Origin of the sequence: Escherichia sp. B1147, assembly GCF_001660175.1 — a bacterium.
In the GTDB taxonomy this organism is placed as follows: Bacteria; Pseudomonadota; Gammaproteobacteria; order Enterobacterales; family Enterobacteriaceae; genus Escherichia; species Escherichia whittamii.
Genome location: NZ_LFHY01000005.1, coordinates 506,099 through 530,011, shown reverse-complemented (window position 1 = coordinate 530,011; position 23,913 = coordinate 506,099). Strand labels below are relative to the sequence as shown.

General features: G+C 52.5%; 32 protein-coding genes. 5 read left to right on the top strand and 27 right to left on the bottom strand.

Annotated features, from left to right (window positions below):
- Window position 1 precedes the first annotated feature (1 nt).
- The 17 genes from A9180_RS05660 to A9180_RS05580 all read right to left on the bottom strand — a co-directional run bounded on the left by A9180_RS05660 (window position 2) and on the right by A9180_RS05580 (window position 10,791).
- Window positions 2–2,092 (bottom strand): tail fiber protein, encoded by a 2,091-nt coding sequence (locus A9180_RS05660; RefSeq protein ID WP_061358299.1) that lies wholly within the window; start codon window positions 2,090–2,092, stop codon window positions 2–4.
- 10 nt (window positions 2,093–2,102) lie between these two features.
- Entirely contained in the window at window positions 2,103–2,633 is a 531-nt protein-coding gene (locus A9180_RS05655) for a phage tail protein I (RefSeq protein ID WP_024234805.1), read from the bottom strand.
- On the bottom strand, window positions 2,626–3,534 hold the full coding sequence (locus A9180_RS05650) for a baseplate assembly protein (protein ID WP_021525816.1): 909 nt from the start codon (window positions 3,532–3,534) through the stop codon (window positions 2,626–2,628). Before A9180_RS05650 ends, A9180_RS05655 begins: the two co-directional genes overlap by 8 nt.
- 4 nt (window positions 3,535–3,538) lie before the next feature.
- Window positions 3,539–3,886, bottom strand: a complete 348-nt coding sequence (locus A9180_RS05645; protein ID WP_000127163.1) for a GPW/gp25 family protein — start codon at window positions 3,884–3,886, stop codon at window positions 3,539–3,541.
- Complete coding sequence (locus tag A9180_RS05640) at window positions 3,883–4,524, bottom strand: phage baseplate assembly protein V (protein WP_064526959.1); 642 nt, start codon at window positions 4,522–4,524, stop codon at window positions 3,883–3,885. The genes A9180_RS05645 and A9180_RS05640 overlap by 4 nt, the downstream gene beginning before the upstream one ends.
- A gap of 66 nt (window positions 4,525–4,590) precedes the next feature.
- The gene (locus A9180_RS05635) at window positions 4,591–5,043 is read right to left on the bottom strand and encodes a phage virion morphogenesis protein (protein ID WP_001001786.1); all 453 of its coding nucleotides are present in this window, start codon (window positions 5,041–5,043) and stop codon (window positions 4,591–4,593) included.
- The gene (locus tag A9180_RS05630) at window positions 5,036–5,503 is read right to left on the bottom strand and encodes a phage tail protein (protein ID WP_000917186.1); all 468 of its coding nucleotides are present in this window, start codon (window positions 5,501–5,503) and stop codon (window positions 5,036–5,038) included. The genes A9180_RS05635 and A9180_RS05630 overlap by 8 nt, the downstream gene beginning before the upstream one ends.
- Window positions 5,466–5,711, bottom strand: coding sequence for an Rz1-like lysis system protein LysC (gene lysC / locus A9180_RS24615; protein WP_139531265.1), 246 nt, complete (start codon window positions 5,709–5,711; stop codon window positions 5,466–5,468). The genes A9180_RS05630 and lysC overlap by 38 nt, the downstream gene beginning before the upstream one ends.
- Entirely contained in the window at window positions 5,611–6,036 is a 426-nt protein-coding gene (gene lysB, locus A9180_RS24705; RefSeq protein ID WP_064526957.1) for an Rz-like lysis system protein LysB, read from the bottom strand. Before lysB ends, lysC begins: the two co-directional genes overlap by 101 nt.
- Window positions 6,024–6,449 carry a DNZ54_00345 family protein gene (locus A9180_RS05615; protein WP_001668363.1) on the bottom strand — a complete coding sequence of 142 codons (426 nt, stop codon included), beginning with the start codon at window positions 6,447–6,449 and terminating at the stop codon, window positions 6,024–6,026. Before A9180_RS05615 ends, lysB begins: the two co-directional genes overlap by 13 nt.
- Window positions 6,450–6,463: 14 nt before the next feature.
- Window positions 6,464–6,961, bottom strand: coding sequence for a glycoside hydrolase family 104 protein (locus tag A9180_RS05610; protein WP_001144101.1), 498 nt, complete (start codon window positions 6,959–6,961; stop codon window positions 6,464–6,466).
- On the bottom strand, window positions 6,961–7,242 hold the full coding sequence (locus A9180_RS05605; protein WP_000123123.1) for a phage holin family protein: 282 nt from the start codon (window positions 7,240–7,242) through the stop codon (window positions 6,961–6,963). The genes A9180_RS05610 and A9180_RS05605 overlap by 1 nt, the downstream gene beginning before the upstream one ends.
- A 3-nt stretch (window positions 7,243–7,245) precedes the next feature.
- Complete coding sequence (locus tag A9180_RS05600; RefSeq protein WP_000846409.1) at window positions 7,246–7,449, bottom strand: tail protein X; 204 nt, start codon at window positions 7,447–7,449, stop codon at window positions 7,246–7,248.
- Entirely contained in the window at window positions 7,449–7,958 is a 510-nt protein-coding gene (locus A9180_RS05595) for a head completion/stabilization protein (RefSeq protein WP_000988633.1), read from the bottom strand. The genes A9180_RS05600 and A9180_RS05595 overlap by 1 nt, the downstream gene beginning before the upstream one ends.
- A gap of 99 nt (window positions 7,959–8,057) precedes the next feature.
- Window positions 8,058–8,801 (bottom strand): terminase endonuclease subunit, encoded by a 744-nt coding sequence (locus tag A9180_RS05590; protein ID WP_000203462.1) that lies wholly within the window; start codon window positions 8,799–8,801, stop codon window positions 8,058–8,060.
- A gap of 3 nt (window positions 8,802–8,804) precedes the next feature.
- Window positions 8,805–9,878: a phage major capsid protein, P2 family gene (locus tag A9180_RS05585; protein WP_064526954.1), complete on the bottom strand. Its 1,074-nt coding sequence runs from the start codon at window positions 9,876–9,878 to the stop codon at window positions 8,805–8,807.
- A gap of 58 nt (window positions 9,879–9,936) precedes the next feature.
- Window positions 9,937–10,791, bottom strand: coding sequence for a GPO family capsid scaffolding protein (locus A9180_RS05580; RefSeq protein ID WP_064526952.1), 855 nt, complete (start codon window positions 10,789–10,791; stop codon window positions 9,937–9,939).
- A gap of 173 nt (window positions 10,792–10,964) precedes the next feature.
- Between A9180_RS05580 and A9180_RS05575 the strand changes: the two genes are divergently transcribed.
- Together A9180_RS05575 and A9180_RS05570 are read left to right on the top strand one after the other, a co-directional pair.
- A complete protein-coding gene (locus A9180_RS05575; RefSeq protein WP_061358325.1) occupies window positions 10,965–12,737 on the top strand; it encodes a terminase ATPase subunit family protein in 1,773 nt (590 codons plus the stop codon).
- A complete protein-coding gene (locus A9180_RS05570; protein ID WP_000038166.1) occupies window positions 12,737–13,771 on the top strand; it encodes a phage portal protein in 1,035 nt (344 codons plus the stop codon). The genes A9180_RS05575 and A9180_RS05570 overlap by 1 nt, the downstream gene beginning before the upstream one ends.
- Window positions 13,772–14,945: 1,174 nt before the next feature.
- Here A9180_RS05570 and A9180_RS05565 read toward each other — a convergent pair.
- From A9180_RS05565 to A9180_RS05535, 8 genes are all read right to left on the bottom strand, one after another.
- Window positions 14,946–17,222, bottom strand: coding sequence for a replication endonuclease (locus tag A9180_RS05565; protein ID WP_064526950.1), 2,277 nt, complete (start codon window positions 17,220–17,222; stop codon window positions 14,946–14,948).
- Entirely contained in the window at window positions 17,212–17,487 is a 276-nt protein-coding gene (locus tag A9180_RS05560; protein ID WP_000027667.1) for a DUF5405 family protein, read from the bottom strand. Before A9180_RS05560 ends, A9180_RS05565 begins: the two co-directional genes overlap by 11 nt.
- On the bottom strand, window positions 17,484–17,708 hold the full coding sequence (locus A9180_RS05555; RefSeq protein ID WP_001113264.1) for a TraR/DksA C4-type zinc finger protein: 225 nt from the start codon (window positions 17,706–17,708) through the stop codon (window positions 17,484–17,486). The genes A9180_RS05560 and A9180_RS05555 overlap by 4 nt, the downstream gene beginning before the upstream one ends.
- Complete coding sequence (locus A9180_RS05550; protein ID WP_001277966.1) at window positions 17,708–18,010, bottom strand: DUF5405 family protein; 303 nt, start codon at window positions 18,008–18,010, stop codon at window positions 17,708–17,710. Before A9180_RS05550 ends, A9180_RS05555 begins: the two co-directional genes overlap by 1 nt.
- Window positions 18,010–18,234, bottom strand: a complete 225-nt coding sequence (locus tag A9180_RS05545) for a DUF2732 family protein (protein ID WP_000557703.1) — start codon at window positions 18,232–18,234, stop codon at window positions 18,010–18,012. The genes A9180_RS05550 and A9180_RS05545 overlap by 1 nt, the downstream gene beginning before the upstream one ends.
- A gap of 63 nt (window positions 18,235–18,297) precedes the next feature.
- Entirely contained in the window at window positions 18,298–18,798 is a 501-nt protein-coding gene (locus A9180_RS05540; protein ID WP_000217677.1) for a hypothetical protein, read from the bottom strand.
- Window positions 18,795–18,965, bottom strand: a complete 171-nt coding sequence (locus tag A9180_RS24515) for a hypothetical protein (protein ID WP_001005162.1) — start codon at window positions 18,963–18,965, stop codon at window positions 18,795–18,797. Before A9180_RS24515 ends, A9180_RS05540 begins: the two co-directional genes overlap by 4 nt.
- A 10-nt stretch (window positions 18,966–18,975) precedes the next feature.
- Window positions 18,976–19,251, bottom strand: a complete 276-nt coding sequence (locus A9180_RS05535) for a regulatory phage cox family protein (protein WP_001081582.1) — start codon at window positions 19,249–19,251, stop codon at window positions 18,976–18,978.
- 121 nt (window positions 19,252–19,372) lie between these two features.
- Between A9180_RS05535 and A9180_RS05530 the strand changes: the two genes are divergently transcribed.
- From A9180_RS05530 to yegS, 3 genes are all read left to right on the top strand, one after another.
- Complete coding sequence (locus A9180_RS05530; RefSeq protein WP_000020919.1) at window positions 19,373–19,672, top strand: helix-turn-helix domain-containing protein; 300 nt, start codon at window positions 19,373–19,375, stop codon at window positions 19,670–19,672.
- A gap of 115 nt (window positions 19,673–19,787) precedes the next feature.
- Window positions 19,788–20,801, top strand: coding sequence for a site-specific integrase (locus A9180_RS05525; protein WP_000985261.1), 1,014 nt, complete (start codon window positions 19,788–19,790; stop codon window positions 20,799–20,801).
- A 193-nt stretch (window positions 20,802–20,994) separates the two neighbouring features.
- Window positions 20,995–21,894 (top strand): lipid kinase YegS, encoded by a 900-nt coding sequence (gene yegS, locus A9180_RS05520; protein ID WP_064526948.1) that lies wholly within the window; start codon window positions 20,995–20,997, stop codon window positions 21,892–21,894.
- 90 nt (window positions 21,895–21,984) lie between these two features.
- Here yegS and A9180_RS05515 read toward each other — a convergent pair whose 3' ends face one another.
- Both A9180_RS05515 and gatD read right to left on the bottom strand, forming a co-directional pair.
- Complete coding sequence (locus tag A9180_RS05515) at window positions 21,985–22,758, bottom strand: DeoR/GlpR family DNA-binding transcription regulator (RefSeq protein WP_064526946.1); 774 nt, start codon at window positions 22,756–22,758, stop codon at window positions 21,985–21,987.
- Between the two features lie 105 nt (window positions 22,759–22,863).
- On the bottom strand, window positions 22,864–23,904 hold the full coding sequence (gene gatD / locus A9180_RS05510) for a galactitol-1-phosphate 5-dehydrogenase (RefSeq protein ID WP_064526943.1): 1,041 nt from the start codon (window positions 23,902–23,904) through the stop codon (window positions 22,864–22,866).
- Window positions 23,905–23,913: the final 9 nt, after the last annotated feature.

The following is a 23,913-nucleotide window of genomic DNA, read 5'->3' as shown; positions in this document are numbered from 1 at the left end:
ATTACACCTGTGCGACATTATACCATGTGCCATTAATGTATTTTTGTATAGGTCTGAATACTGCCGGATCATCGCCATCAACTTCGCCGACAATGCCAAGCCCTGTAATTACATGGCCTGATTTCTCATACATCACGCCTTTTTGCATGGTCTGAACAACACGCGTACCCAGGCGAACATCTTTCACATAGCGGGAATCAAAATTTCCGTAATCTGATGGGGTAACACGTCCAGTAACACTCAGGCCATGCCCCATTGACACTCCGCCATTGGCGTTATTGATAGTCAGCGGTCTTAAACCGTTCCATGTTCCAAATTTATCGCCAGAGGCCGTCAGCATTAAATATGTGCTACCACCATCATTCCTGATAAAGAATCCATAATTGCCATAAGCAATGCGCAGACCATTGGCACTGAGTGATGTAATCTCACCTCTTGAACGGAGACCATAAGCGGAGCTGAGTGATAATTCTTCCTGAGCATCAGTATTACCAGTCGCCCAGCGAACTACCCCACCCTGTACTGTTTCATGCCAGATAGTGTCTCCTTCTCCACCACGAAACTTTCTGAGATATTTTTTGCCGCCTCTGGTGCCTGAACATAAGGCCGTAGACATATAGGTATTCTGGCTTCCGCCGTCCTGATTAATCGTTCCGGTCATTGCGTCGCCCTGACGATTCCAGTCACGACGCCAGCCGGGGGAGTAGGCGTCCCCATGATTAATGTAAGTGAATTGTGCGCTGGTTGTACCGCCACCGCTTGATGTTGTCGGCGTGGTCACTCGGATAGTGATTGCAGATTTAGTTCCCATGACCTCGACGACACAACCAGCCAGGTGGATATCACCACATCCGGTATCCGTAATGATTTTGTTATTTGCATATGACCAGGAGCCTTTGCACATCCAGTACGGATGATTAAATGCACCACGGGAATCCAGCCATTCAATAAACTGAGCGGTTGTCCAGTTTCCGGCTTCAGTGCTCAAAGCGCCGCTATAAGCACGACAGGCACCGATATTTTTCGTGAAGGTATCCTTTCCCGGAATATCCGCACCGTTCTGATCTTTCTGAAGACGTTTTTCAGCATTGTCATAGGCAGACTTCACCGCTTTTGGTGTTGCGGCCAGCGTTTCAGAATCACTGTTAGTGGCGCTACTGAGCTGGACAAGCCCTTTTCGCGCCGTGGTGGCATCCTGTGCAGTGTATTTCCCGTTAGCAAGGTCATACGCGGCCTTTACCGCCTTTGGCGTTGCCGCAAGCGTTTCAGAATCGCTGTTGGTGACGCTACTGAGCTGGACAAGACCTTTTCGCGCTGTGGTGGCGTCCTGTGCAGTGTATTTCCCGTTAGCAAGGTCATACGCGGCCTTTACCGCTTTTGGTGTTGCGGCGAGCGTTTCAGACGTGCTGTTGGTGGCACTACTGAGCTGGACAAGGCCTTTTCGCGCTGTGGTGGCGTCCTGTGCGGTATATTTCCCGTTAGCAAGGTCATACGCGTCCTTTACCGCTTTCGGCGTTGCGGCCAGTGTTTCAGACGTGCTGTTGGTCGCACTGCTTAACTGAGTAAAACCTTTTGCGGTCAGCGAGGCGTCCGGGTGACGTCGTGACTGTTCGTGCTCTGCAATTTTGTCATCAACGTAATCCTGTGTCGCCATCACCGTTGTGGTGTCAATGGTCAGCTCCACCGAGGCCACACTGCTGACGATGATGACCATGCGACAGGTCTGCGAACGCCCTGAGCCTTCGGCAAGAGCTGGCTTATAACTTTCGGCCATGTTCGCCACGGCAATTAACGTTCCCGCATCATCGTACAGGCCAAGCTCACGCATCCAGAAACCGCCCACCTCCGGCGGAATAACCAGCTCTGCGATAATATAATTACTGTTTCGTTTGTCCTGGCTGATTTTGTTCAGCGTATGTCGCCAGACTTCGTGGATAAGCCCAGTCTGTCCGGCATCCGGGACAGGCAATTTACCACCGCCATCCCCGACGGCCATCGTGGTAATGTTGACCTTCCGCCCTCCCGGTGCGGTTGCCGCTGCCAGCTTTGCTGCACCGGCAGTGGTGATAACGGTTTTGAATTTTGTGCTCATTATTCCTCACTTATCCGGGGTAAACCGTAATTACATCGCCGTCGTAAGCCACACCACCGGCGAACAGATAGCCGGGAATGTCCCGGGTAATGTTCAGGCCAATAAGGTGGCGGCTTGCAGGTTTGGCATCAGCAATCAGCCGTTCCATTTCCTGATACATTGCCTCTGTGATGCCACTTTCCAGTACACCAATATCGAGCCGGAAGGTGCCGGGCGGGTCACTGTTTTCCCACCACTCCGTCACGTTGATGAGATAGCCGAGCGGCTCCACCACACGCCGGATTGCGCCGACAGTGCCTTTATGACAGTGGATGAAATAGGCATCGCGGATAACGGCGCGTTTTGTCGCTTCCGGCCACTTTTCATCCCACCTGTCGACCGAAAACGCCCACGCCAGCCACGGCAGCAGATTTGCCGGACAGGTATCCGGGTTCCACAGCTCACGAATACTGACCGGCGTTTTTTCAATTTCCGCACAGGCTTTTGCGGCGGCGACTTCAAGCGGTGATGAGCCGGTCGGCAGCAGTCGCGAATCACTCATCCGAGCCTCCGGTCACGACGCTGTATTCGGTACAGAAAGACGCCTGCGTATTGTTGAGCACGATGTCGGCCAGCGGTGCAGCCAGTTCGACACGCTGCACGCCTTCCACATGCAAAGCGGCATAAATGGCAGACAGACGGATGTCGCGCCCCAGCCGGTGCTGTGCCGTGATGTATGCTTCCAGTTTTTTCACGGCGGCCGCGCGGATGGGTTCACTTTCGGGACCAGGGTAAAGGTAAAGCGTGGCGTTTATCTGGTATTCAACAATGGCGGCAGACTGCACGGTCACGCGGTCGGCCACCGGTCTGACGTCCTCGCCATTCAGGGCGTTACGCACCACCGCCAGCAGGTCTTCGGATGCGACACCGTTATTCTCACGTGACAGCACAGAGATGGTGACGCAGGCCGGAGACGGACTGGTGACAGAGATATCCGCGACACGCCCGTCAGCACTGCGACCATGATACTGATAGGCACCCACCGACCCGGCGACGCTTAAACCTTCAAACGCCTGCTGAATACGCAGACGATAATCGGTGTCAGACTCCATCACTGCCGGTGTCGGCGGGATAGTCGAATCATCTGCCGGGGTGATAATCAGGCGCGTGGTGTTGTAATTGGCACCAATCACATCAAGGTCATTACCGGCGGCACAGGCCAGCATTACCGCCCGTGCGGCCTCATTCACACGCTGACGCCAGATAAGCTCACGATAAGCATTTTCCTCCAGCAGTTTGACGAGAGGCTCGGATTCCAGCGTCAGGGTACGGGCAACCGCCTCCTGCTGGTCTTCCGGGTAAAGGGAAATCAGTGTCGCCTTGCGTTCGGCAAGAATGGTTTCAAAGTCCAGCTCCTCGACCACATCCGGTGCGGGTAGCTGGTTCAGGTCGATAATCGGCATGGTTTCAACTCACAGGGATGGTTAACGAAAGTGGCTGGCCGGTGTCGTTGTGCTGGCCGGTTAACGTAACTGTCATTCGCCCGTCAAAGCTGCGCGCCGTGGTGACGGATGACAGGGTGACGCGGGGTTCCCATTTCAGCACCGCCATGTAACAGGCGACCTTAATCTGCAACTCAAGCGCCGGGGTCTGCGGCTGGTCAATCATTGACGCCAGCAGCGAGCCGTAATCACGCCGCATCACCCGTGAGCCGACCGGTGTGCGCAGGATATCGCCGATACTCTGGCTGATATGCTCAAGGTCAGTGACAGTCAGGCCATCACTGCGATTCATTCCGAGATAACGCGCTGTCATTTTGTCCCCTGTGTCCAGTTGTCTCCTGACTTAACACCACCGTGACCGTGGTCATCCACCTGAACGCCGTTAGACGTGAATTTCCCGTCGGTATGCGCGATGTTGCCGTGCATCTTCCCGCCCTTCTGCACTTCCAGCGTGCCGGTAATCAGCTTGTTGGTGCAGACCACTTCCGGTGTGTTCAGGGTGATGCGGGTTGATGCTTTCACCGTGACCACCGGCACCGTGGCAGTAACAGAATCAGAAGCCGTCACGCTGGCCGTTTTAATTCCGCTTACCGTGAGTGCACTGGTTTCGGGTTCATACTCAATCACCGCCCCATCAGGGAAACGGATATGCACGGCATCCGCCGACGCAGACGGCGCAGGGTTATCGCCGGAATAAATCCCCGGCAGAACGAACGCCGTGTCAAGTTCACCACCCACGGCCAGAATCAGCACCTGCTCCCCCACGGAAGGTGCCCACCATGTGCGCGAACGACCGGCGCGATGGGTCAGCCACTGAAGCCAGTCGGTGCACATGCCGCCGGTCTGCACACGGCAGCGACCGGCTTTAAGGTTGGTTTCGACGACAAGGCCGGTGCGGATCATGTTGCGCAGTGCGCGCGCGAGTTCCTGGATATTTGCGAGAGTGTTCATAACGGGAAGGATGCCGCCGGGTCATACCGGCGGCAATGTAACGATGAGGTGTCGGGAATGGCACAACTAACGGTCGAGGTGAGCCAGGATAATCTCTTCAATCATCTGCACATCCTCACCGGTAAAGCCGAGCAGAGGACGCGCCGGATAATCAATTTTCTTACCGTCTTTCCGGGTTTCTTCCGACAGACCAAACTGATGCACGCTGGCGATTTTCGGTGACTTCCCGCCGTAAAATTCCATTGATGCCTGTTCCGGGCTGGCGCGGATATGCAAAAAACGACTGGTGATAAGTTTCGCAAACATTTTTCGCTTAACGCGACCGGTCTTTTTTCTGGCGCTCTGCTGCTGGCGTGGCGCATAGGGTGTGCCATCCGGGGCTTTCTGTGCCATCACCCGACGCTGCTGACTCTGCCGCAGACGTTTCGCCAGTTCGGCACTCAGTCGCCGACGCCCTGACGGTGACAGCGACTCAATCAGTCCGGTCAGCCGGTCTTCAAAACGCTTAAACTCATTCATCCCACTTACTCACGAGTTCGCCATTGATATACAGCTCCATCGGGCGGGTGACCGGCTCCGGCGGCGGAGGTTCCGGGATATTCTTCACATGCAGCGCGCCGTCCACCTCACTGACCAGCGTGCGCTCGGTCAGCATCAGGCTGATACTGATATCAAAGCTGCTGTCATTGTTGATGTCTGCATAAAACGTGAAGCCCTTTTTCTGGCCTTCGTCGGTGGTCATGATGTCGGGCTGATTTTCCCGCAGCCACGCCAGCACCGGCACGATGAGCAGGTCAAAATCACCGGTAAAGTCGGTCACAATCACATTGAGCGTGTAACGCTTTTCGAATGACAACGACGTCGCCAGTGTGGAGGCAATACTCCCGTTATCCACGAATATCCGCAGCATCTCTGGACTGGTTTTCAGCACCGTGACGGCATCAGTCAGCGCCCTGCGCAGGCTGTCGGGTTTGAGCATCGTTTTCATCCTGACAGTGTTTAATCATTTTTACCTGGCTGGCACAGCGTGCCAGCGCGTTCTCAAGCTGCCGGATATCGGCACTTAAATCGCCGTTCGTCTGCGGGTCACTGCCCGGCATCGGGCAAAGACTCACTTTCGGGCAGGCGTTGGCGACAATCACTGGCGTCGGTGCAGGCCGGACGCTGGTGCAACCGGCGCACAACATCAGGCAGGTCAGCACCGTACCAGCGGCGGAAATCTTCGTTTTCATTAAGTAACCTCGTGATGGTTTTCTCGCGCTGTGCTTCACGCTTCGCGGCGTTCTCCAGTTCCTGACGCAGTGCCACCTGCGCCAGCTCGTTTTTGTCTGCCCTGGTGAGGGCAACATGAAGCTGATTTTTCAGCATGGTGATGGTCGTCTGCTGCCCGCTGGCGACACTGTTCGCCCTGTCCAGCGAGGCGCGCAGGCTGGCATTTTTGTGTTTCACCAGAAACAGACCGGCCACCGCCAGTGATAACAACACAACCAGCACAATCATCAGCTTTGACATGGTTCCCGCCCCTCAAAACGCTGACAGCAGGCCGTACGTATCAGCCGGAAGAACACCGATGCCACGAGATAAATCAGCGCGGTAAAAATCCACCCGGCAGCGACCAGCGAGATAAACGTCGCCACCATCACTACCAGAGCCACTGACCGCCTGCGCCACGGCACCGGCTGCAAAAACAGCGCCGTGACAATCTTCACGGCCAGCGATTCCGGCGGCAGCTCCCGCCCGTAGCGTTCCAGTACATACTCTGTGGCATACACGCCGACACCGCCGGCAACCACACAGATAACCGTCGCCAGAATCGCCCAGGTGGCGACAAAACTGACGGCCACGCTCTGCGGGTAAATCAGGGACAGTGCCAGCACCAGCGCCAGCGACACGTTCAGCATCAGTGAAAGGGATAATTTCTTCATGGTGTTTACTCCGTTTAAGCCGGTACGCCACCGGCGGTACGCCAGACGGTGACCAGTTTTTCCAGTGAATGCTCACGCTGACCGTAACCGGCACCCGGCAGGGACGCCCAGATATTGCGACAGCGTGAAATGGCGCGCTCAATGCGTCCCGCCCGGATGTCATCCAGTGCACCGCGTTCGCGGATCAACTGAATGGCGAGTCTGTCCTGTGACAACGGACTGAAATCCGGCAGGGCAAGCTGTTTGCGGTAATGCGGCCAGAACAGGTAAAGCTGCTGATAGCGACCGGAGGCCGTGGATTTTTCACCGCGACGGTTAAACACCTTCGCCGGTCGGCCATGCGCGAACGGGTGGTCACTGTAGTCGGTGAAGATTTCCGGCTTCCCGTCCAGTCCGGTGACTATCACGTCATAGCCCCGGTTTTTCGTCAGCGGATGATTCGCCGTCCCTTCGGACACGGCCAGCATGTCGAGAAAGGCGGCGATATTCTGATGCGTGTTAATTACCGGCATTACGGTTTCCCCCTGCCCTTAAAGCGACGCTGAATGGCAATCTCAATCACCTGATAACCGGCGATACCCAGCATGGAGCCGATGCCGCACACCGCAGGCAGTGACAGGTCAGGAAACTGCACCAGAACAACACCGGCAACCATCGAGACAAAACCACCGAGCAACATGCGCCCGATAAACAGACGCGGGGTGATGGGTTCACCACCGGCAAGCACCTTGCCGACAACAATCAGCACCCCAATCATGAAAAGCGACAGAACGCTTTTTTCTTCTGCTGTCATGCGTTACTCCCACAGATTGACAGTTTCAGCCACGGGCGCGGTCTGAACGTCGGGCAGTTCGACGGCGGTGCCGTGTGGCAGCACCGCACCCAGTTCAGCCAGTCCCGGATTTGCGGCGAGCACGGTCTCAACCACGCCCTCAGTGCGCCCGTAATACCGGACACAAATGGCGTCGAGCGTGTCGCCCTGTAGCGCAAAGGTCTTCATCAGATTTGACTCACGATGCAGCGCGGCTTGTCCTGGATGCGCGCCACTGCCCAGCGCATATCCCGCCACAGCTCATCAATGGTGCTGTCAATGCTGTCAGCCTTCTTGTCGCCTTTCGCACTGGCATCCACGCCGCGGTAACGCTCATAAAGCGACGCGGTCGCCATCGCACACACGGCGCGCTCGTAGTAAAAAACTTTGATACTTTCACCGTCGATGTCGTCCGCCGGAACGTCCGCCAGACGCGTAAAACCGGCGGCAATTTTCTGTTCGCGGTACTCGTACAGCTCCGCATTTGTTTCCGCCATGCCTGACTTGATGGCCTCACGCAGACGGGCGGGGGCGACGGTCTGCTCAAGGCGCATACGTTCCCGGACGCGCTTCGGGTCGATATCGGGAAAAAAGAACGTGTTTTTAATCACCGGCTCGTCGCCTGCCGGTTGCGGGATGACCACCGTACCCTCACCGGATACAGGAGCCTCCTTTCGCGGAATAATCAGCGTCATCATGACTACCTCTGAAAAGTCGGGCGGTGGACGCCGGTGCAGTGTCAGGTGATTCACCGTCACTGACCGGCGTGCCGCCCTGGCGCGGGGCGCATTCGGTTGTTAACTGGCTTTCTTTTTCGGGCGTCCACGTTTTGCCGGTGTCACGCTCCGGGTCTTACGCGGGGTACGGGTGGCCGCTTTGGGCTGCGGCTCCGGCTTCGGTTTCAGCTCCCGCTCCAGTCGTTCAATCTCTTTTTTGACGCCTGCCTGACAGTCGAGCTGTGTCGCACGTTGCAGGTGCGCCAGCGCCCCTGCGGCATCACCACCGTCACGCAGAAACAGACCGGTGATTTTGTGCAGCTTTGCGCGCACTTCATCAGGCATGTCAGCCGTGGCGGTCAGTTCAAGGGTCTCCGTCAGCAGGCGGGTATCCACAGACTCACCGGCAGCGTGAGCACGCATGGCCGCGAGCGCCACCTCCTCGGTGAACATGTACGGCGGGGTGCGGCGGTGTTTACCCGGCATGGTCAGACCGTACTTCAGGGCATAACGGGCAATCTCCAGCGCACCGGCAATATCGCCGGTATCCAGACGCCACAGCATGACCGTCATCAGAATGTCATCCTGTGCACCTTTGCCCTGCTCCAGCACGCCGTTCACCCACGGCAACCAGAACGGCAGCAGTTCGCGTTTTTTCGCGGCCTTCAGCTCTTTTGAATAAATCGCTTTCAGTGTGCGCTGGTCTGCGGCGAGCTTAACCAGCATCTGCTCATAGACAGTTGCATGTCGCAGCGGGGCGGCTTCCCGCTGCGCGGTCATCGCTGCCGAGACCCGCATCATGTGGCGCTGTGCGGGACTCGTCATCGGTTACGCTCCCGGCTCTGCGGTCGCTTTAGCCGGTGTGGAGAAATCACCGACCTTAATTTTTTCCACCAGACAACCGGCGGCGTAGTCCTCCACCACGTAATCAATGTTCATTGACTCGTAGTTCTCCACGCGGTCGAGTTTCGGGTTTTCCTCAATCACGCGGCGATGGCTGTCATCCATGTAGTAGATGGACAGGTTTTCCAGCTTTGTGATGAGCATCGCATCCGCCGGGAAGTACGGGACGCGTACCGCTGGCAGGTTACCGATGCGTTTCTGGCTGATGATGACGTCAGCGGCCAGCATTTCGCTGTTGTCCTGCTCCTTGTTGACGATGGGGAAATACTTGTCCGCCAGTAGCTGACGCCCCACAATCACCACAAGGTCAGGGTCTTCCTGATACCACGGTTCAATCAGGTTGTTGGTCGCATCCATCACCAGTGCATCGAGGCTTACATAATCACCGCCCTTACCCACGCGGATGACCTCAGAGGTGGTGCGGCCTTCCTCGTCAGTGACCTTGCTCATCACGCGCGCCGGAGCTTCATTGCGGTATTTCTGCAACCAGCCGACCGCCACATCCTGCAACATCGGATTGCTGCTGCGGTCAGAGGTTTCGGCACGCTTCACGCCGTTAAAACCGGCCATGATTAAATCAAGGGACTGGCGTTTGATAATGGCGTTACGGACACGGAGCTGGAAATCCTGATAACGCGCCCACAGGTCCAGCGTTTTGTAGCGGATATAAAAATCGAAGTTAATCTGGTCGCATTCGTACTTGTTTGACGCCAGCTTCGAGAAGTCCTTCGGCTGACGCTCGGTGCCACCGGCGGTGTCGGTGGTGCTGGCGATGGAGCCGGTGACACCAATACCAATTTTTTCCCCTTTCATTTCGCTGACCGGCACAATGTTGATGCGGGTCAGAAAGTCAGAGGACTCCTGCATGGTGTTCATCAGGGTCTGGGTGACCGACGGTTCAACGGTGAATTTTTTCGACACATCACCGGCGTCGATGCCGTTCAGTTCGGCAACACGGGACAGGTAGGCATTAAATTTAAAGCGGGTTTCCTGGCGCATAGTTTTTCCTGAAATTAAGGGTTAATCGTGAAGGTTTTCCCGGACTGACTGACGCCGGTCAGCAGTTCGTCATCAGCGCGTCACCGCCACCGCCGGTGGCCTTGCTGCGGCGCTGCTGGGTCAGACTTTCGGTGTGGTCGAGACTGTTTTTCAGGCGGGTGAATGCCTGGCTGGTTTTATCCGCCCTGTCAGTCACATCCTGCTTAAGTGCGGAAAAGGCGGTTTCCATCTCAGCGAGTCGCTGCTCAGTGGCGCTCAGTTTTTCCTGCACATGTTCAGCAACAGCGGTCACCGCTTCATGCACATCATTCAGACGGGCGTCATCGCTGGCCTGTTTGCGGCCAAAAATGGATTTCACCTTTTCGGTCAGGGCGGTGAACACGGTTTCAGGCAGGTCTTCAAATTCCAGCTCAACAGGCGTTGCCACTGAAATCAGGTTTTCAGGGCTTAATTTGAAGCGGTTCAGAGGGTTGTGTTTTGCCGTGCGGCAGAATTCCAGGTATTCCGTGCCTAGGCTTGCCGGGTCATCGGTGACGGCCAGCCCCACCAGATAACATTTGCCGGTGTTGGCAAAGTTCGGCTGAATTTCCATTGAGGTGTAGACCTTCTGCGCGGCCTTGTTCATCGCGATAAGGTCATCGGTCGGGGTGATTTTCGCAAACAGCGCCCATTTGCCTTTCAGCGCCGAATCATCGTCAATCTTTTCGGCCTTCAGTTCGACCACATCGCCATAACGCTTAAAAATACCGTCAGGCAGGATGCCGCGCAGATGTTCCAGATTAATGCGGCAACCATAGACACGCGGGTCAAAGGTTTCGGCCATTTCCTGAATATCCTGCGCACTGATGACACGCCCGTCACAGGTGTCACCCTTAACGCCGATACGAAAGAATTTTGAGACTTTTTTTGCCATTGTCAGGAGTCCTGAATAGTGATTAGAGGAGTCACATGTCGGCATCAGTTTCCCGACGATGCGCATCCTCCGCCATCAGTCCCGGATGGCTTATCACTGACACAACAGCACCTTAGCGAATCGCAGGGCGCGACTCAGTAGCCTTGCCGTGTATTCATCACGGCGAGGTATTCATGACCATCACCACAGACACCACTCTTTTACACGACCCGCGTCGTCAGGCGGCGCTGCTGTACTGGCAGGGGTTTTCCGTGCCGCAGATTGCCGCCATGTTGCAGATGAAACGCCCGACGGTGCAGAGCTGGAAACAGCGCGACGGCTGGGACAGCGTTGCCCCCATCAGCCGTGTCGAAATGAGCCTGGAAGCGCGGCTGACCCAGCTCATCATCAAACCGCAGAAAACCGGCAGTGACTTCAAGGAAATTGACCTGCTGGGACGCCAGATTGAACGACTGGCACGGGTCAACCGCTACAGCCAGACCGGCAACGAGGCAGACCTTAATCCGAACGTCGCTAACCGCAACAAAGGCGGGCGGCGCAAACCGAAAAAGAATTTTTTCAGTGACGAGGCCATCGAAAAGCTGGAGCAGATTTTCTTTGAGCAGTCTTTCGACTATCAGTTGCACTGGTATCGCGCCGGGCTTGAGCACCGCATCCGCGATATCCTGAAATCCCGCCAGATTGGCGCGACGTTTTATTTTTCCCGCGAGGCGCTGCTGCGCGCCCTGAAAACCGGTCATAACCAGATTTTTCTGTCGGCCAGTAAAACGCAGGCGTATGTGTTCCGCGAATACATCATCGCCTTTGCCCGGCTGGTTGACGTTGACCTGACCGGTGACCCGATTGTCCTGGGCAATAACGGCGCAAAACTGATTTTTCTCGGCACCAACTCCAACACCGCACAGAGCCATAACGGCGACCTGTACGTCGACGAGATTTTCTGGATCCCGAATTTTCAGGTACTGCGTAAGGTGGCATCAGGTATGGCCTCACAGAGTCACCTGCGCTCGACCTATTTCTCCACCCCGTCCACGCTGGCGCACGACGCCTACCCGTTCTGGTCGGGTGAACTGTTCAACCGGGGACGCGCCAGCGCCGCCGAACGCGTGGAAATCGACGTCAGTCATAACGCCCTTGCCGGTGGGCTTCTCTGTGCGGACGGCCAGTGGCGGCAGATTGTCACCATTGAGGACGCCCTGAAAGGTGGCTGCACGCTGTTCGACATTGAGCAGCTTAAACGCGAAAACAGCGCCGACGATTTTAAAAACCTGTTCATGTGTGAATTTGTTGACGACAAGGCGTCGGTGTTCCCGTTCGAGGAGCTGCAACGCTGCATGGTCGACACGCTGGAAGAATGGGAAGACTATGCGCCGTTTGCCGCGAATCCGTTCGGCTCCCGCCCGGTATGGATTGGTTACGACCCGTCACACCGTGGCGACAGCGCCGGATGCGTGGTACTGGCACCGCCGGTGGTGGCCGGTGGCAAATTCAGAATACTTGAGCGTCACCAGTGGAAAGGCATGGACTTTGCCACTCAGGCTGAATCCATCCGCAAACTCACCGAAAAATATAACGTCGAATACATCGGTATTGATGCCACCGGCCTCGGTGTCGGCGTGTTCCAGCTCGTGCGCTCGTTCTATCCCGCCGCGCGCGATATCCGCTACACGCCGGAAATGAAAACCGCAATGGTGCTCAAGGCAAAAGACGTTATCCGCCGTGGCTGTCTGGAATATGACGTCAGCGCCACCGACATCACCAGCTCGTTTATGGCTATCCGCAAGACCATGACCAGCAGCGGACGCAGTGCCACCTATGAGGCCAGCCGCAGCGAGGAAGCCAGCCACGCCGACCTCGCCTGGGCGACCATGCACGCCCTGTTAAATGAGCCACTCACCGCCGGTATAAGCACCCCGCTGACATCCACCATTCTGGAGTTTTACTGATGAGCAAGAAAAAAGGGAAAACACCGCAACCTGCGGCAAAAAAAATGACCGCCAGCGCCCCGAAAATGGAGGCATTCACCTTTGGTGAGCCGGTGCCGGTACTCGACCGCCGTGACATTCTGGATTACGTCGAGTGCATCAGTAACGGCAGATGGTATGAGCCACCGGTCAGCTTTACCGGTCTGGCAAAAAGCCTGCGTGCTGCCGTGCATCACAGCTCACCGATTTACGTCAAACGTAATATTCTGGCCTCGACATTTATCCCGCATCCGTGGCTTTCCCAGCAGGATTTCAGCCGCTTTGTGCTGGATTTTCTGGTGTTCGGTAATGCGTTTCTGGAAAAGCGATACAGCACCACCGGTAAGGTCATCAGACTGGAAACCTCACCGGCAAAATATACCCGCCGTGGTGTGGAGGAGGATGTTTACTGGTGGGTGCCGTCCTTCAACGAGCCGACACCTTTCACGCCCGGCTCCGTGTTTCACCTGCTGGAGCCGGATATTAATCAGGAGCTGTACGGCCTGCCGGAATATCTCAGCGCCCTTAACTCTGCCTGGCTGAATGAGTCGGCCACGCTGTTCCGCCGCAAGTATTACGAAAACGGCGCACATGCCGGATACATCATGTACGTCACTGATGCCGTGCAGGATCGCAACGATATCGAAATGCTCCGCGAAAACATGGTGAAGTCGAAAGGCCGCAACAACTTTAAAAATCTGTTTCTCTATGCACCACAGGGGAAAGCCGACGGCATTAAAATTATCCCGCTCAGTGAAGTGGCGACGAAGGACGATTTTTTTAATATCAAAAAAGCCAGCGCCGCTGACCTGCTGGACGCGCACCGCATCCCCTTTCAGTTGATGGGCGGCAAGCCGGAGAACGTCGGGTCGCTGGGTGATATTGAGAAAGTGGCAAAGGTCTTTGTCCGCAATGAGCTTATCCCGTTACAGGACAGGATTCGGGAAATAAACGGCTGGCTCGGTCAGGAGGTCATCCGCTTTAAAAACTACTCACTGGACACTGACAACGGCTGAACATCGCCGCCTGCGGGCGGCTTTTTTACACCCCGTCATCACGCCCTCACACGCTCATCACCGCACAAAAAATCCCGCAGACACACCAACGCCCCAGCAGGCCAAGTAAACGCCTTCACGACGCGCTCAGACGCTGAAAAAATAAAATCAGCACCACCGCCAGCGCGCAGTGCTTTCCCCGCCTCGCCCGCCCGCTTCATGTGGCGGTTTTAATGCAGTTGCATAGATACTATGGATCCGCACCAGCTCTGACCGCAAGCAGCGGGAACGGGCATCCCCGACGCATGCAAAAACATTCACTTGTTGCATGCACGGCTTATTTAATGACAAATCAACTTAAGCGTCACCGCAGCTCCCACAAAAAACGTAACACCATGATTTTAGTGATATTTATGACTTTTTTAATTGCTTATTTAAGTCCGCCACATTGAAATCGTGCATTTTTTAGCCACCAATAACTTTAAAAAATTTACATTGCTTTCAATACCTTATCATCCGTAGTCCCTGCTTTTTACTTTGAGCTATATCAAAAAAAGCTCAAACATCCTTGATGCAAAACCAGTATTACACAACATAAAATGCAACCAGAAACAACGACATACTATATGTTGTGTTGTTCAGGCTCTCTGTTCGGTGATATGCCAGATCACTTTGCGTTTAAACAGAGCATTATTTCAGGGCAAGACTTCGCTAAATATTAACTCCGCCTTAGAAGCGCATATATCGGCGGAAATTGCCCTCTGCTTACAGGAGGAGATATGAAGAAGTGCTATTACTGCATTCTCGTTCTGGCCCTCTTTGGCTATCCATATGGTAGTCCAAGTGGTTTGTCAGTAAACGTCAGTAATATCCATGTAAGTATTATTCTTTAGTATGCTTCAAACAAAAAAACCACCTGCCAGGGTGGTTTTTTTGCGCCTGTCATCATTCCGATGAAAGACTAGCAAGACTTCGCTCGAGATGAATTATGCTTCGACAAAAGGTCACTCGCAATGGTTTTATTAGCCGAAATAGATGCTCTTTTATGACTCGAATCAAATAGCTGCCTTAAATTACATGCTAGCGATTCAATACAATTTAGCCTTCTACTTCAGCATGCTATTGCTCCTCATCTGCCTTAGAGGCGCTTCGCATAATCCATTCAAAGGCATATAAAATCACGCTGCATTTTCACTCAAATGGGTAACAAAAATCCAGGCCACTCATCAGCGACCTGATAATTGAAAGATTTCCCGTAATAATTTACGGTCGCGCCACGCGCCAGCGCCTCAAGCTCCCATCGCTGCGGCCTGATACCGTTCTGAGCAAGGTCAACGCGGATACGGGTAATTTGCATTCTTTCCGACCGGGTCAGTCTGGCCGATGGTGCAATTTCATGTGGTTTTAACGGGCTTCCGTTTCTTTGCTGACGATTTGGTGTTCTCAGGTCGTGTTTTAATGCCCCCCTGAGCGCCCTCACGACCTCCGTGTCATTCCATTCGATAACACCGTCATCAACCAGATTAAGCACTGCTGCGGCGTGCTCAGAAGGTGTGGGAGCCGGTAACGAAGTATCACCACCGGTGAGCTTTCCACAGTTATTGACAGGACTCCGAGGCGCGGCGATGCCGCTTTTTAAAGTCAAAGGCTCAACGACCGGAACTTTCGGCACAATGCGCCAGTCCGTCGTTCTGGTGATATGAATATGACGCGCGCCGAGATGCGGCGCGTAAATGCCGACCACTCTCTCGACCTCTTCCTCGTACTCGTTAACGTCATCCGACGGGCTACGGGCGACCCTGACAGTCTGACAATCGCGCGGGACATTTGCCCCACCCTGCGCGCTGATATACAGCGCAAAATCGCCACTGTCTGCGGCAGCGCGTGCAGCCTCGACGCGTTCGTCAAACTCATCAGCAATGCTGACGCCGCGAGGCAATTTGCGTAGTTCACGGTAAGCCCCCATTGTCGGCAGGCCAACCGTTTTAAATTGCGGAATGCGCCACGTTGACGCCCATGCGGTAACAGCCGCGGCAGTGTCTTTCAGCGGCCTACCGGTATCATTATCGAGCTGACCATCCAGTGCATAGCCGTCGATGTTTTTTGAGATGTATTTCGCGATATATCCCGCAGCACCGCCCCGGTTAAGGTGTTTTGCCTGAAAACGGTTTCGCGCAGCTCCTCTTTCGTCTCCATCCTCTTTGAGCGCGTAGCGACGCATGATTTCGATAATCTGGTTACGCTGGCGTGGATTACAAAAAAGCATCATATGCCAGTGCGGCGTTCCGTCGTGGTGTGGCTCGACGACACGCAAACCGTAGACCTGTAAATCATTATCCTTGAATGCCGTGCGCATCAGGCTCCAGATGCGGCAGAGATAACGCTGCGCATCCTTTGGATTAAATACCTCATCGTTCCAGCCGTGATTAAGCTGAACGGTTTTACTTTCGCCTTTTCTGACCTGACGTGTCGGGTGATACTTTGACGGCGCGGTCAGCGTGATAAACATCCCCACATCACCCTCTGCGGCGGCGTAACGCTCAATACCGGCAATGGTGTTCATCAGCTCCATCCGGCGAATTTCAGGATTAGAAATACTGCCCATCACCTTACTGATAAGGTCGATACGCTCGCCGGTTTCCCTGTTTTCAAGGTCACACGATTTAAGAAATTCCAGATTTGCCTGGCGGCGCGCACGCACATCACGAATGGCGTGTTTACTGGCATAAGGAGAACGGTCTTTATTGACCTCCCCGACAGCTATCAGTAACGCTTCATGCCAGCGCATACGCTGGCCTTTAAGCTGATGAGTCCACCACTCATCGTTAAACAAACGGGCAATGGCAGAATATGCCTGCCTCGTGGTCATCTGCCCTTTACGGTATTTTTTCCAGTAGAGCGGGGAAATATTGAAAGCACGTGCAGCGCCAGCAACATGACCATAGAGGTGAGCCTGCGCCTCATCCGTAAACAGCGATTCTTTTTCGCCATGCGCATCCACCCAGGCATCGCTGAGTTCCTCATACATCATGAAAAGCTGCGATGAGATACGGGCAGCAAACTTTTTCAGCTCCTTGTCATTCATTCCCGGCAGGCGCGCATAGTGGTCACGCTCTGCCAGAAATAGTAACGACGCGTCGGTGTTCATTTCATGGCGCTGATTCACACGCTCAATGCGCGGCCATAAACGACGCTGAAAAGTGGATGTGAGGAAATAAAACCCGTGCACCGGGCTTTTATTGCGCCGGATGTAGTCATAGCGTGAAGTAAACAGCGAGCGCAAAAAGTAAGGCAGGCGGTTAATCGTGGATAAAACACCTTGCACCTGACGCATCTCGTCACGTGTAAGGGGTCTTTCGCGCCCGACGGCCTCGCGTGGCGAGTTCCATGCATAAGCACCGGTAAACGCCTTACCGGTGCCTGCAGCAAATGCTGACGGAGGGACAAAACGCCCGGAGGCTTTAACGGCCATATGAGCCAAAAGCCTCTGAACAACGCCTGCTGAGTTGCTCAACCTGCGCGTTTAAATCAGCAAAAGACTTTGCGCTTCCGGTCAGAATATCGTGATGCATCAGGCCGGAAACGAGCTGGCTTAATTTCGGATAATAACCAACCACCGCCAGCCATTCCTGACCGGCGTTTTTACCGCTTTCCGCTCTCTTTTTCTCGTGGAGAATAAACTGAAAGCTGTCACTGGTAACGACATAACGTTCGCCAATTTCAATACGAATACTCATGCCGTTCTCCGGTAATGTTTGTTTTTTGCTTCAAAGACTGACTGGCAGGAAACACAACGCGTAGCTGACGGATAAGCCGCACGACGGGCAGCAGGTATTGGCGCGTCACACTCTTCGCAAACCAGCGCAGAAGCACCGCAATGTTTTACCCTTGCCGCGTTAATCTGACGCTCCAGTAATTCAGCCTGTTGTTCCTGAATAAAATCTACGTTGTCCGGCATTACCAGCTCCTTTTGTCGTTAAGTTTTTTAAATTCATCAGCACAATAGCTGGCAATTTCTGTCGTTAATTTCGTCAGTTCATCCACGGAGGAGATTTGCTTGTGAAATACAGCGCGTTTAACAAGTAAATTGACCACATCAGACAGGAGATTTAATTCGTTCTGATAAATCGCGATAACAGACTCAGTTATTTCGCGTTTTTCTTTATCAAGACCAAGTTGAATAAGAGATAAATCGCCATTTTTCATAACGGTGATTTTTAAGGCGTTATTCAGTAATACAACTGAACGAGAACAGGACATCAAAGCACCTCCCCGCGAGACAATCCGATATTGTGAAATTTTTCCGACTCCTGACTGAGCAGCTCGACTATCTCTACGCGGGATAACTCCGCCTTTGTGATGTGGCGAATCATGGCGTCAAGATGAGAAGAAAAGCGCGTCGCTGCGTCGGCCTGTGCTTCGGTTCTGGCCTGTTGCAGCAGTAATGCGTATTTACCGCACTGATTTTCAGAAACTGTATGCATGACTTTCTCCAGGCAAAAAGAAGCCCCGCACAATTAAGTGCGTTAAAAACTCTGGTTAATTACTTAATGCAGATATTGCTCTGGTTTTACCGACGTCAGAATTGTCGGTGCATACTCAAACAGGCTGAATAATTCACGTAATGCACGGAATAAGGCATCACGCCAGTAACATGATTCTTCATTAATTCGCCAGTATGGCTGGTTGAATTCTTTTTCAGTCAATCCGGCATGCATAAATAAAGTACGGCGCTGACTGACAGTTAAAAAGCTAATATATGCATACTCACTTGCACCGACCTGACGGCGTTTTGAGAATGCCCCACGCAGTTCATCAATTGCACAAACCAGCCGTTCACGTTCGACGTCGTTCATTTCTTCAAAACGCATCGTTGCGTGACGCTGTTTTAACTGCGCATGGAAGCAAACCGTTAGCCGTTCGCGTTCCATCATCTGATTATAATAATCGCATGTCTCCTGCCAGCGAGGGACGGCCAGATGCTTACCAATTATCCGGCGCATAGCTGCTGGCTGTTTTTCAACGAGATTGAGCGTCATCACTGTCATTTCCAGACCCTCCGGCTTTTCAGAAAGGTCAGAGCCTTTTTTAACGGACTCTGTTTTTTGGTGCGGATAATGATTCCCTTACGCCCCTTACCGTGGGTGATGGTGAAGTCAATCGCCCTGGGGCTTTCGTTACGCAATAACTGAGCAATACAACGAGGCTCATTCATACGGTTCTCCTTAACGTGGTTCACCGAGACCTAACCACATCAACCAGCCGTCACGAATCTCTTTAGGACGGCTTTCATAAGCCAGTTTTAGTCCGTTATTCCATGCCGGAAGGTATACCCAATATTCACCAGCACGCCCCGATACTGACTGAGGGTCAGTAATCTCAATAACTGGTAATTTCCCTTTCTCAATCATGCCCCTTACAGCTCTTGGAGTTTTACCAATGAGTTTTGCAAACTCCTGATAAGGCACGGCATCAGTCACGCTTACAAGCTGTCTATTCATCTGCTACGATTCTCCCTTAGTGCTTCTAATGGCTCCTAATGGCTAATTATTGCCTAAAAGGATAACTCCAGAAGCACAACATTTCACACTATCAGCAAGAAATTACGCAATCGGAGTAATTATGTCAATAGACGTTTCGGAGAAGTTGAAGCTAATCCGTGAATCTGAAAGGTTAAACCGTAAAGAATTCAGTGAATTAACTGGTGTAGCCTACAGCTCACTTTCGAGCTATGAGAGCCGGTCAAAAAACGCTGGAGTTGAAGCCATAATGAAGGTCTTACAACATCCCAGATTTACTAAATATACTTTGTGGTTCATGACTGATCAGGTAGCTCCAGAAGCCGGGCAAATTGCGCCCGCTCTCGCACACTTTGGGCAAAACGAAACAACGTCGCCCCACTCCGGTCAAAAGACTGGTTAACAATTTATCGTGAATATATTCATCACAAGTGCCTACTATTGGTGGCTAAATTTCAGCCACCACGAAAAAAGCGATTAGTAGTAGCAAAAAAAAGTACCACTCGGAGGGTTTTCTGATGGCAATCAAAAAACTCGATGATGGTCGATATGAAGTGGACATCCGCCCTACTGGACGTAACGGAAAACGCATCCGTAGGAAGTTTGATAAGAAAAGCGAAGCTGTCGCTTTCGAAAAATACACGTTGTACAACCACCACAATAAAGAATGGCTATCAAAACCAACAGACAAACGACGTCTGTCGGAACTGACACAGATCTGGTGGGATTTAAAGGGTAAACACGAAGAGCATGGGAAATCTAATCTTGGAAAAATTGAAATCTTCACAAAAATAACGAATGACCCATGCGCATTTCAAATCACGAAATCCCTTATCAGCCAGTACTGCGCCACCCGAAGAAGTCAGGGTATTAAACCTTCGAGTATCAATCGTGATTTAACATGTATTAGCGGCATGTTTACAGCCCTGATTGAAGCGGAGTTATTCTTTGGTGAGCACCCTATCAGAGGGACAAAGAGGCTTAAGGAGGAAAAACCAGAAACAGGCTATCTCACACAGGAAGAAATTGCCTTACTGCTTGCAGCACTTGACGGCGACAACAAAAAGATTGCGATTCTTTGCCTGAGTACAGGAGCACGTTGGGGAGAAGCAGCTCGTTTGAAAGCAGAAAATATCATCCATAACCGCGTCACGTTTGTTAAAACGAAAACAAACAAACCACGCACCGTCCCGATCTCAGAGGCTGTTGCCAAAATGATCGCGGATAACAAACGAGGTTTTTTATTCCCTGATGCTGATTACCCTCGCTTCAGACGAACAATGAAAGCAATAAAACCGGATTTGCCAACGGGGCAAGCCACACATGCACTAAGGCACAGCTTTGCCACTCATTTCATGATTAATGGAGGAAGTATTATCACGCTACAACGGATACTAGGTCACACGCGGATTGAGCAAACTATGGTTTACGCTCATTTTGCGCCAGAGTACCTTCAGGACGCCATTTCTCTTAATCCGCTAAGAGGTGGTACTGAAGCCGAGAGTGTCCACACAGTGTCCACAGTAGAGTAACGTTTAAGGGCTTTCAGTGGTAATTTATGCCGCTCAAACCCGCATTGTACCGTTGAAAGCCCCTACTGGTGACACCCTAAATCTCCCTTACGCAGGCTTATTTTTTTTGCGCCACGACTTTCATCCTGTTCTGACGCCACCTTCTCTTTTCTGCTCTACACTTTCTAAAGATCAATAATAAAGGCATACGACGATGGCCGATTTTCCCGCCAGTTTGCTGATTCTTAACGGCAAAAGTACTGACAATGAAACATTGCGCGAAGCGATTATGCTGTTGCGTGAAGAAGGAATAACCATCCATATACGGGTCACCTGGGAGAAAGGTGATGCGGCGCGTTTTGTGACTGAAGCGCGCCAACTTGGTGTCGCGACGGTGATAGCAGGCGGTGGCGATGGCACCATTAATGAAGTCTCCACGGCGTTGATTCAGTGTGAAGGCGATGACATTCCTGCTTTGGGGATTTTGCCGCTAGGTACAGCGAATGATTTCGCCACCAGCGTGGGGATCCCTGAGGCGCTGGATAAAGCATTGAAACTGGCGATTGCCGGTAATGCTATTGCGATTGATATGGCGCAGGTTAACAGGCAAACCTGTTTTATCAATATGGCAACGGGCGGGTTTGGTACGCGCATCACCACCGAAACACCGGAGAAGTTAAAAGCTGCACTAGGGGGCGTCTCTTACATCATTCACGGATTAATGCGCATGGACACGTTACAGCCAGATCGTTGTGAGATCCGTGGTGAAAATTTTCACTGGCAAGGAGACGCCCTGGTTATTGGCATTGGCAACGGACGTCAGGCCGGTGGCGGACAGCAATTGTGCCCAAATGCGCTGATTAATGATGGTTTGTTGCAGCTGCGTATTTTCACCGGAGATGAAATTCTTCCTGCCCTCGTATCAACATTAAAATCTGATGAAGATAACCCGAATATCATCGAAGCCGCTTCGGCGTGGTTCGATATTCAGGCCCCCCATGAAATCACTTTTAATCTTGATGGCGAACCGTTGTGTGGGCAAAACTTTCATATTGAAATACTTCCGGCGGCGCTGCGTTGCCGATTACCACCGGATTGTCCGCTGTTGCGTTAATCAAATTATTCTCTCTTGAATCAGGGAGAGTCAGTTCTGCCGGATGCGGTGTAAACACCTTATCCGGCCTACAAACTAAACAGATGAGTGCTACACCGTAATTAATTTCACCCGCGTTTTCTGCAATGCCATTTTATCGACTTCTGACACCGCATCATCGGTAATAATAATATCGATTTTTTCGATCGGTAGTACCTGATTAAATCCACGACGGTTAAATTTTGTTGAGTCGAGAACGGCAATAACTTTATTCGCCGCTGTTACCATAGCACCGCTAATGGAATAACCTTCATTAAATGTTGTAATGCCATTAACTGCATCAATCCCATCAGCACCCACAAACATTAAATCCGCATTAATATCCTGCAGGGAACGTTCAGCAATAGATCCATGCATAGATCGCGTTTTATGGCGCACCGTACCACCACAAACGACCAAAGTGATGTCTTTATTTTCAGACAGGGCAAATGCAGCAGGAAGGCTATTGGTGATCACCGTGATATTTTTAGCCGTCATTAACCCTTCAGCGATAAGCATTGTCGTACTTCCGCTATCGAGGATAACCGTCATTCCTTCGTGGATCATTTTTACTGCCGCCTGCGCAATTCTGTTTTTCGGTGCGCTGGCTAACTGAAATCGCTCTTTAAATCCGATTTCCTGCGTCTCGGTTTCACTATTACCGGACATTATTTTCGCCGCACCGCCATGAAAGCGCGTTACCACGCCTTTTTGTTCGAGAAAGCGCAAATCGGCTCGAATTGTCGCTTCCGATGCAGCAAATATTCCCGCCAGATCCTGAACAAGCACGGTTCCCTGTTCATTCACTAATTGGATGATCTTATTCCTTCGCTCGAATGAATTCATCGTCATTTACCCATATTCAATTGTGACTAGTGTAAACGAAGGGGGACCATTGGTGAATGATCTGTTTTGCACAATACCGGGCCAGCATCACACTGGCCCGCGGTTTCAGGGAATGAGTAACACTTTACCCGACATGGTATTGCGAGCGATGTCACGCACCGCCTGGGCGAAGCTTTCAAAGCTTCCACGGTGAGCGATTAACGGCTCCAGGCTTAACTTTCGTTCTGTCAGCAACCGGCTCGCCGTTTCCCATTCCTGCCCAGGCCACGGGCTTGAGTAATTCATCCAGCTACCGATAACCGTCAGCTCTTTACGCAATATTTTGCCAAATGTCGCTGATGTTAAATGCAGATCCTGATGTAACGTTCCCACCAGCGCCAGTTGTGCGTGAGGCCCGGCGATTTCCACCCCCAGTTCGACGGTTTGCGGTACGCCCGCTGTCTCGAGAATAAGCTGGTTGAAGCGCAGTTCGCGTAAAACGGCCTGCATTTGCGGCGCGCTCATTTCGCTACTGTTAAATGTTTGCGTAGCGCCGAAGGATTTTGCCAGTGCCAGTTTTTCTGGGCTAATGTCGATAGCCGTCACGCTCTTTGCCCCCAGCGCGACTGCGCACTGGATCGCAAGCAGGCCGATGGTTCCGGCACCAATAATAATAACGTTTTTATTCTCACATCCTTGCGCTAAATGGAACGCATGCAGGCCAACGGTAATCGGTTCAATAAAAGCGCCATCCTCAATAGGCATATCCGCAGGTAGTGCAAAGACATTGTTTCGCTTAAGGACAATATATTCGGAAAATCCGCCATCACGTCGCGAACCAATAAAATCATATTTCGCACACTGGGAATAATAGCCTTTCAGGCACTCCGGGCAATGAAAACAAGGTAATAACGGCACACAGGCAACTGCATCGCCAGGTTGTAAATCATTAACATCGGTCCCCACCGCATCGATATATCCGCTAAATTCATGGCCTAACGTTATTGGATAATAATGGGCACCATTTTTAAATATTCTGGGCAAGTCGGAACCACATATCCCCGAGCTGGCAATTTTTACCCGCACCTCGTCCTGATGATTAATTTCAGGCATGACTCGCTCTTCAACTTGCACGATACCATCAGTATCATTAACAACTGATTTCATAAAAGCTCC

Bases quoted from the DNA above. Each gene is read 5' to 3' on its own strand.
- A9180_RS05660 (WP_061358299.1), bottom strand. From the start codon at position 2,092: ATGAGCACAAAATTCAAAACCGTTATCACCACTGCCGGTGCAGCAAAG.
- A9180_RS05655 (WP_024234805.1), bottom strand. From the start codon at position 2,633: ATGAGTGATTCGCGACTGCTGCCGACCGGCTCATCACCGCTTGAAGTC.
- A9180_RS05650 (WP_021525816.1), bottom strand. From the start codon at position 3,534: ATGCCGATTATCGACCTGAACCAGCTACCCGCACCGGATGTGGTCGAG.
- A9180_RS05645 (WP_000127163.1), bottom strand. From the start codon at position 3,886: ATGACAGCGCGTTATCTCGGAATGAATCGCAGTGATGGCCTGACTGTC.
- A9180_RS05640 (WP_064526959.1), bottom strand. From the start codon at position 4,524: ATGAACACTCTCGCAAATATCCAGGAACTCGCGCGCGCACTGCGCAAC.
- A9180_RS05635 (WP_001001786.1), bottom strand. From the start codon at position 5,043: ATGAATGAGTTTAAGCGTTTTGAAGACCGGCTGACCGGACTGATTGAG.
- A9180_RS05630 (WP_000917186.1), bottom strand. From the start codon at position 5,503: ATGCTCAAACCCGACAGCCTGCGCAGGGCGCTGACTGATGCCGTCACG.
- lysC (WP_139531265.1), bottom strand. From the start codon at position 5,711: ATGTTGTGCGCCGGTTGCACCAGCGTCCGGCCTGCACCGACGCCAGTG.
- lysB (WP_064526957.1), bottom strand. From the start codon at position 6,036: ATGTCAAAGCTGATGATTGTGCTGGTTGTGTTGTTATCACTGGCGGTG.
- A9180_RS05615 (WP_001668363.1), bottom strand. From the start codon at position 6,449: ATGAAGAAATTATCCCTTTCACTGATGCTGAACGTGTCGCTGGCGCTG.
- A9180_RS05610 (WP_001144101.1), bottom strand. From the start codon at position 6,961: ATGCCGGTAATTAACACGCATCAGAATATCGCCGCCTTTCTCGACATG.
- A9180_RS05605 (WP_000123123.1), bottom strand. From the start codon at position 7,242: ATGACAGCAGAAGAAAAAAGCGTTCTGTCGCTTTTCATGATTGGGGTG.
- A9180_RS05600 (WP_000846409.1), bottom strand. From the start codon at position 7,449: ATGAAGACCTTTGCGCTACAGGGCGACACGCTCGACGCCATTTGTGTC.
- A9180_RS05595 (WP_000988633.1), bottom strand. From the start codon at position 7,958: ATGATGACGCTGATTATTCCGCGAAAGGAGGCTCCTGTATCCGGTGAG.
- A9180_RS05590 (WP_000203462.1), bottom strand. From the start codon at position 8,801: ATGACGAGTCCCGCACAGCGCCACATGATGCGGGTCTCGGCAGCGATG.
- A9180_RS05585 (WP_064526954.1), bottom strand. From the start codon at position 9,878: ATGCGCCAGGAAACCCGCTTTAAATTTAATGCCTACCTGTCCCGTGTT.
- A9180_RS05580 (WP_064526952.1), bottom strand. From the start codon at position 10,791: ATGGCAAAAAAAGTCTCAAAATTCTTTCGTATCGGCGTTAAGGGTGAC.
- A9180_RS05575 (WP_061358325.1), top strand. From the start codon at position 10,965: ATGACCATCACCACAGACACCACTCTTTTACACGACCCGCGTCGTCAG.
- A9180_RS05570 (WP_000038166.1), top strand. From the start codon at position 12,737: ATGAGCAAGAAAAAAGGGAAAACACCGCAACCTGCGGCAAAAAAAATG.
- A9180_RS05565 (WP_064526950.1), bottom strand. From the start codon at position 17,222: ATGGCCGTTAAAGCCTCCGGGCGTTTTGTCCCTCCGTCAGCATTTGCT.
- A9180_RS05560 (WP_000027667.1), bottom strand. From the start codon at position 17,487: ATGAGTATTCGTATTGAAATTGGCGAACGTTATGTCGTTACCAGTGAC.
- A9180_RS05555 (WP_001113264.1), bottom strand. From the start codon at position 17,708: ATGCCGGACAACGTAGATTTTATTCAGGAACAACAGGCTGAATTACTG.
- A9180_RS05550 (WP_001277966.1), bottom strand. From the start codon at position 18,010: ATGTCCTGTTCTCGTTCAGTTGTATTACTGAATAACGCCTTAAAAATC.
- A9180_RS05545 (WP_000557703.1), bottom strand. From the start codon at position 18,234: ATGCATACAGTTTCTGAAAATCAGTGCGGTAAATACGCATTACTGCTG.
- A9180_RS05540 (WP_000217677.1), bottom strand. From the start codon at position 18,798: ATGACAGTGATGACGCTCAATCTCGTTGAAAAACAGCCAGCAGCTATG.
- A9180_RS24515 (WP_001005162.1), bottom strand. From the start codon at position 18,965: ATGAATGAGCCTCGTTGTATTGCTCAGTTATTGCGTAACGAAAGCCCC.
- A9180_RS05535 (WP_001081582.1), bottom strand. From the start codon at position 19,251: ATGAATAGACAGCTTGTAAGCGTGACTGATGCCGTGCCTTATCAGGAG.
- A9180_RS05530 (WP_000020919.1), top strand. From the start codon at position 19,373: ATGTCAATAGACGTTTCGGAGAAGTTGAAGCTAATCCGTGAATCTGAA.
- A9180_RS05525 (WP_000985261.1), top strand. From the start codon at position 19,788: ATGGCAATCAAAAAACTCGATGATGGTCGATATGAAGTGGACATCCGC.
- yegS (WP_064526948.1), top strand. From the start codon at position 20,995: ATGGCCGATTTTCCCGCCAGTTTGCTGATTCTTAACGGCAAAAGTACT.
- A9180_RS05515 (WP_064526946.1), bottom strand. From the start codon at position 22,758: ATGAATTCATTCGAGCGAAGGAATAAGATCATCCAATTAGTGAATGAA.
- gatD (WP_064526943.1), bottom strand. From the start codon at position 23,904: ATGAAATCAGTTGTTAATGATACTGATGGTATCGTGCAAGTTGAAGAG.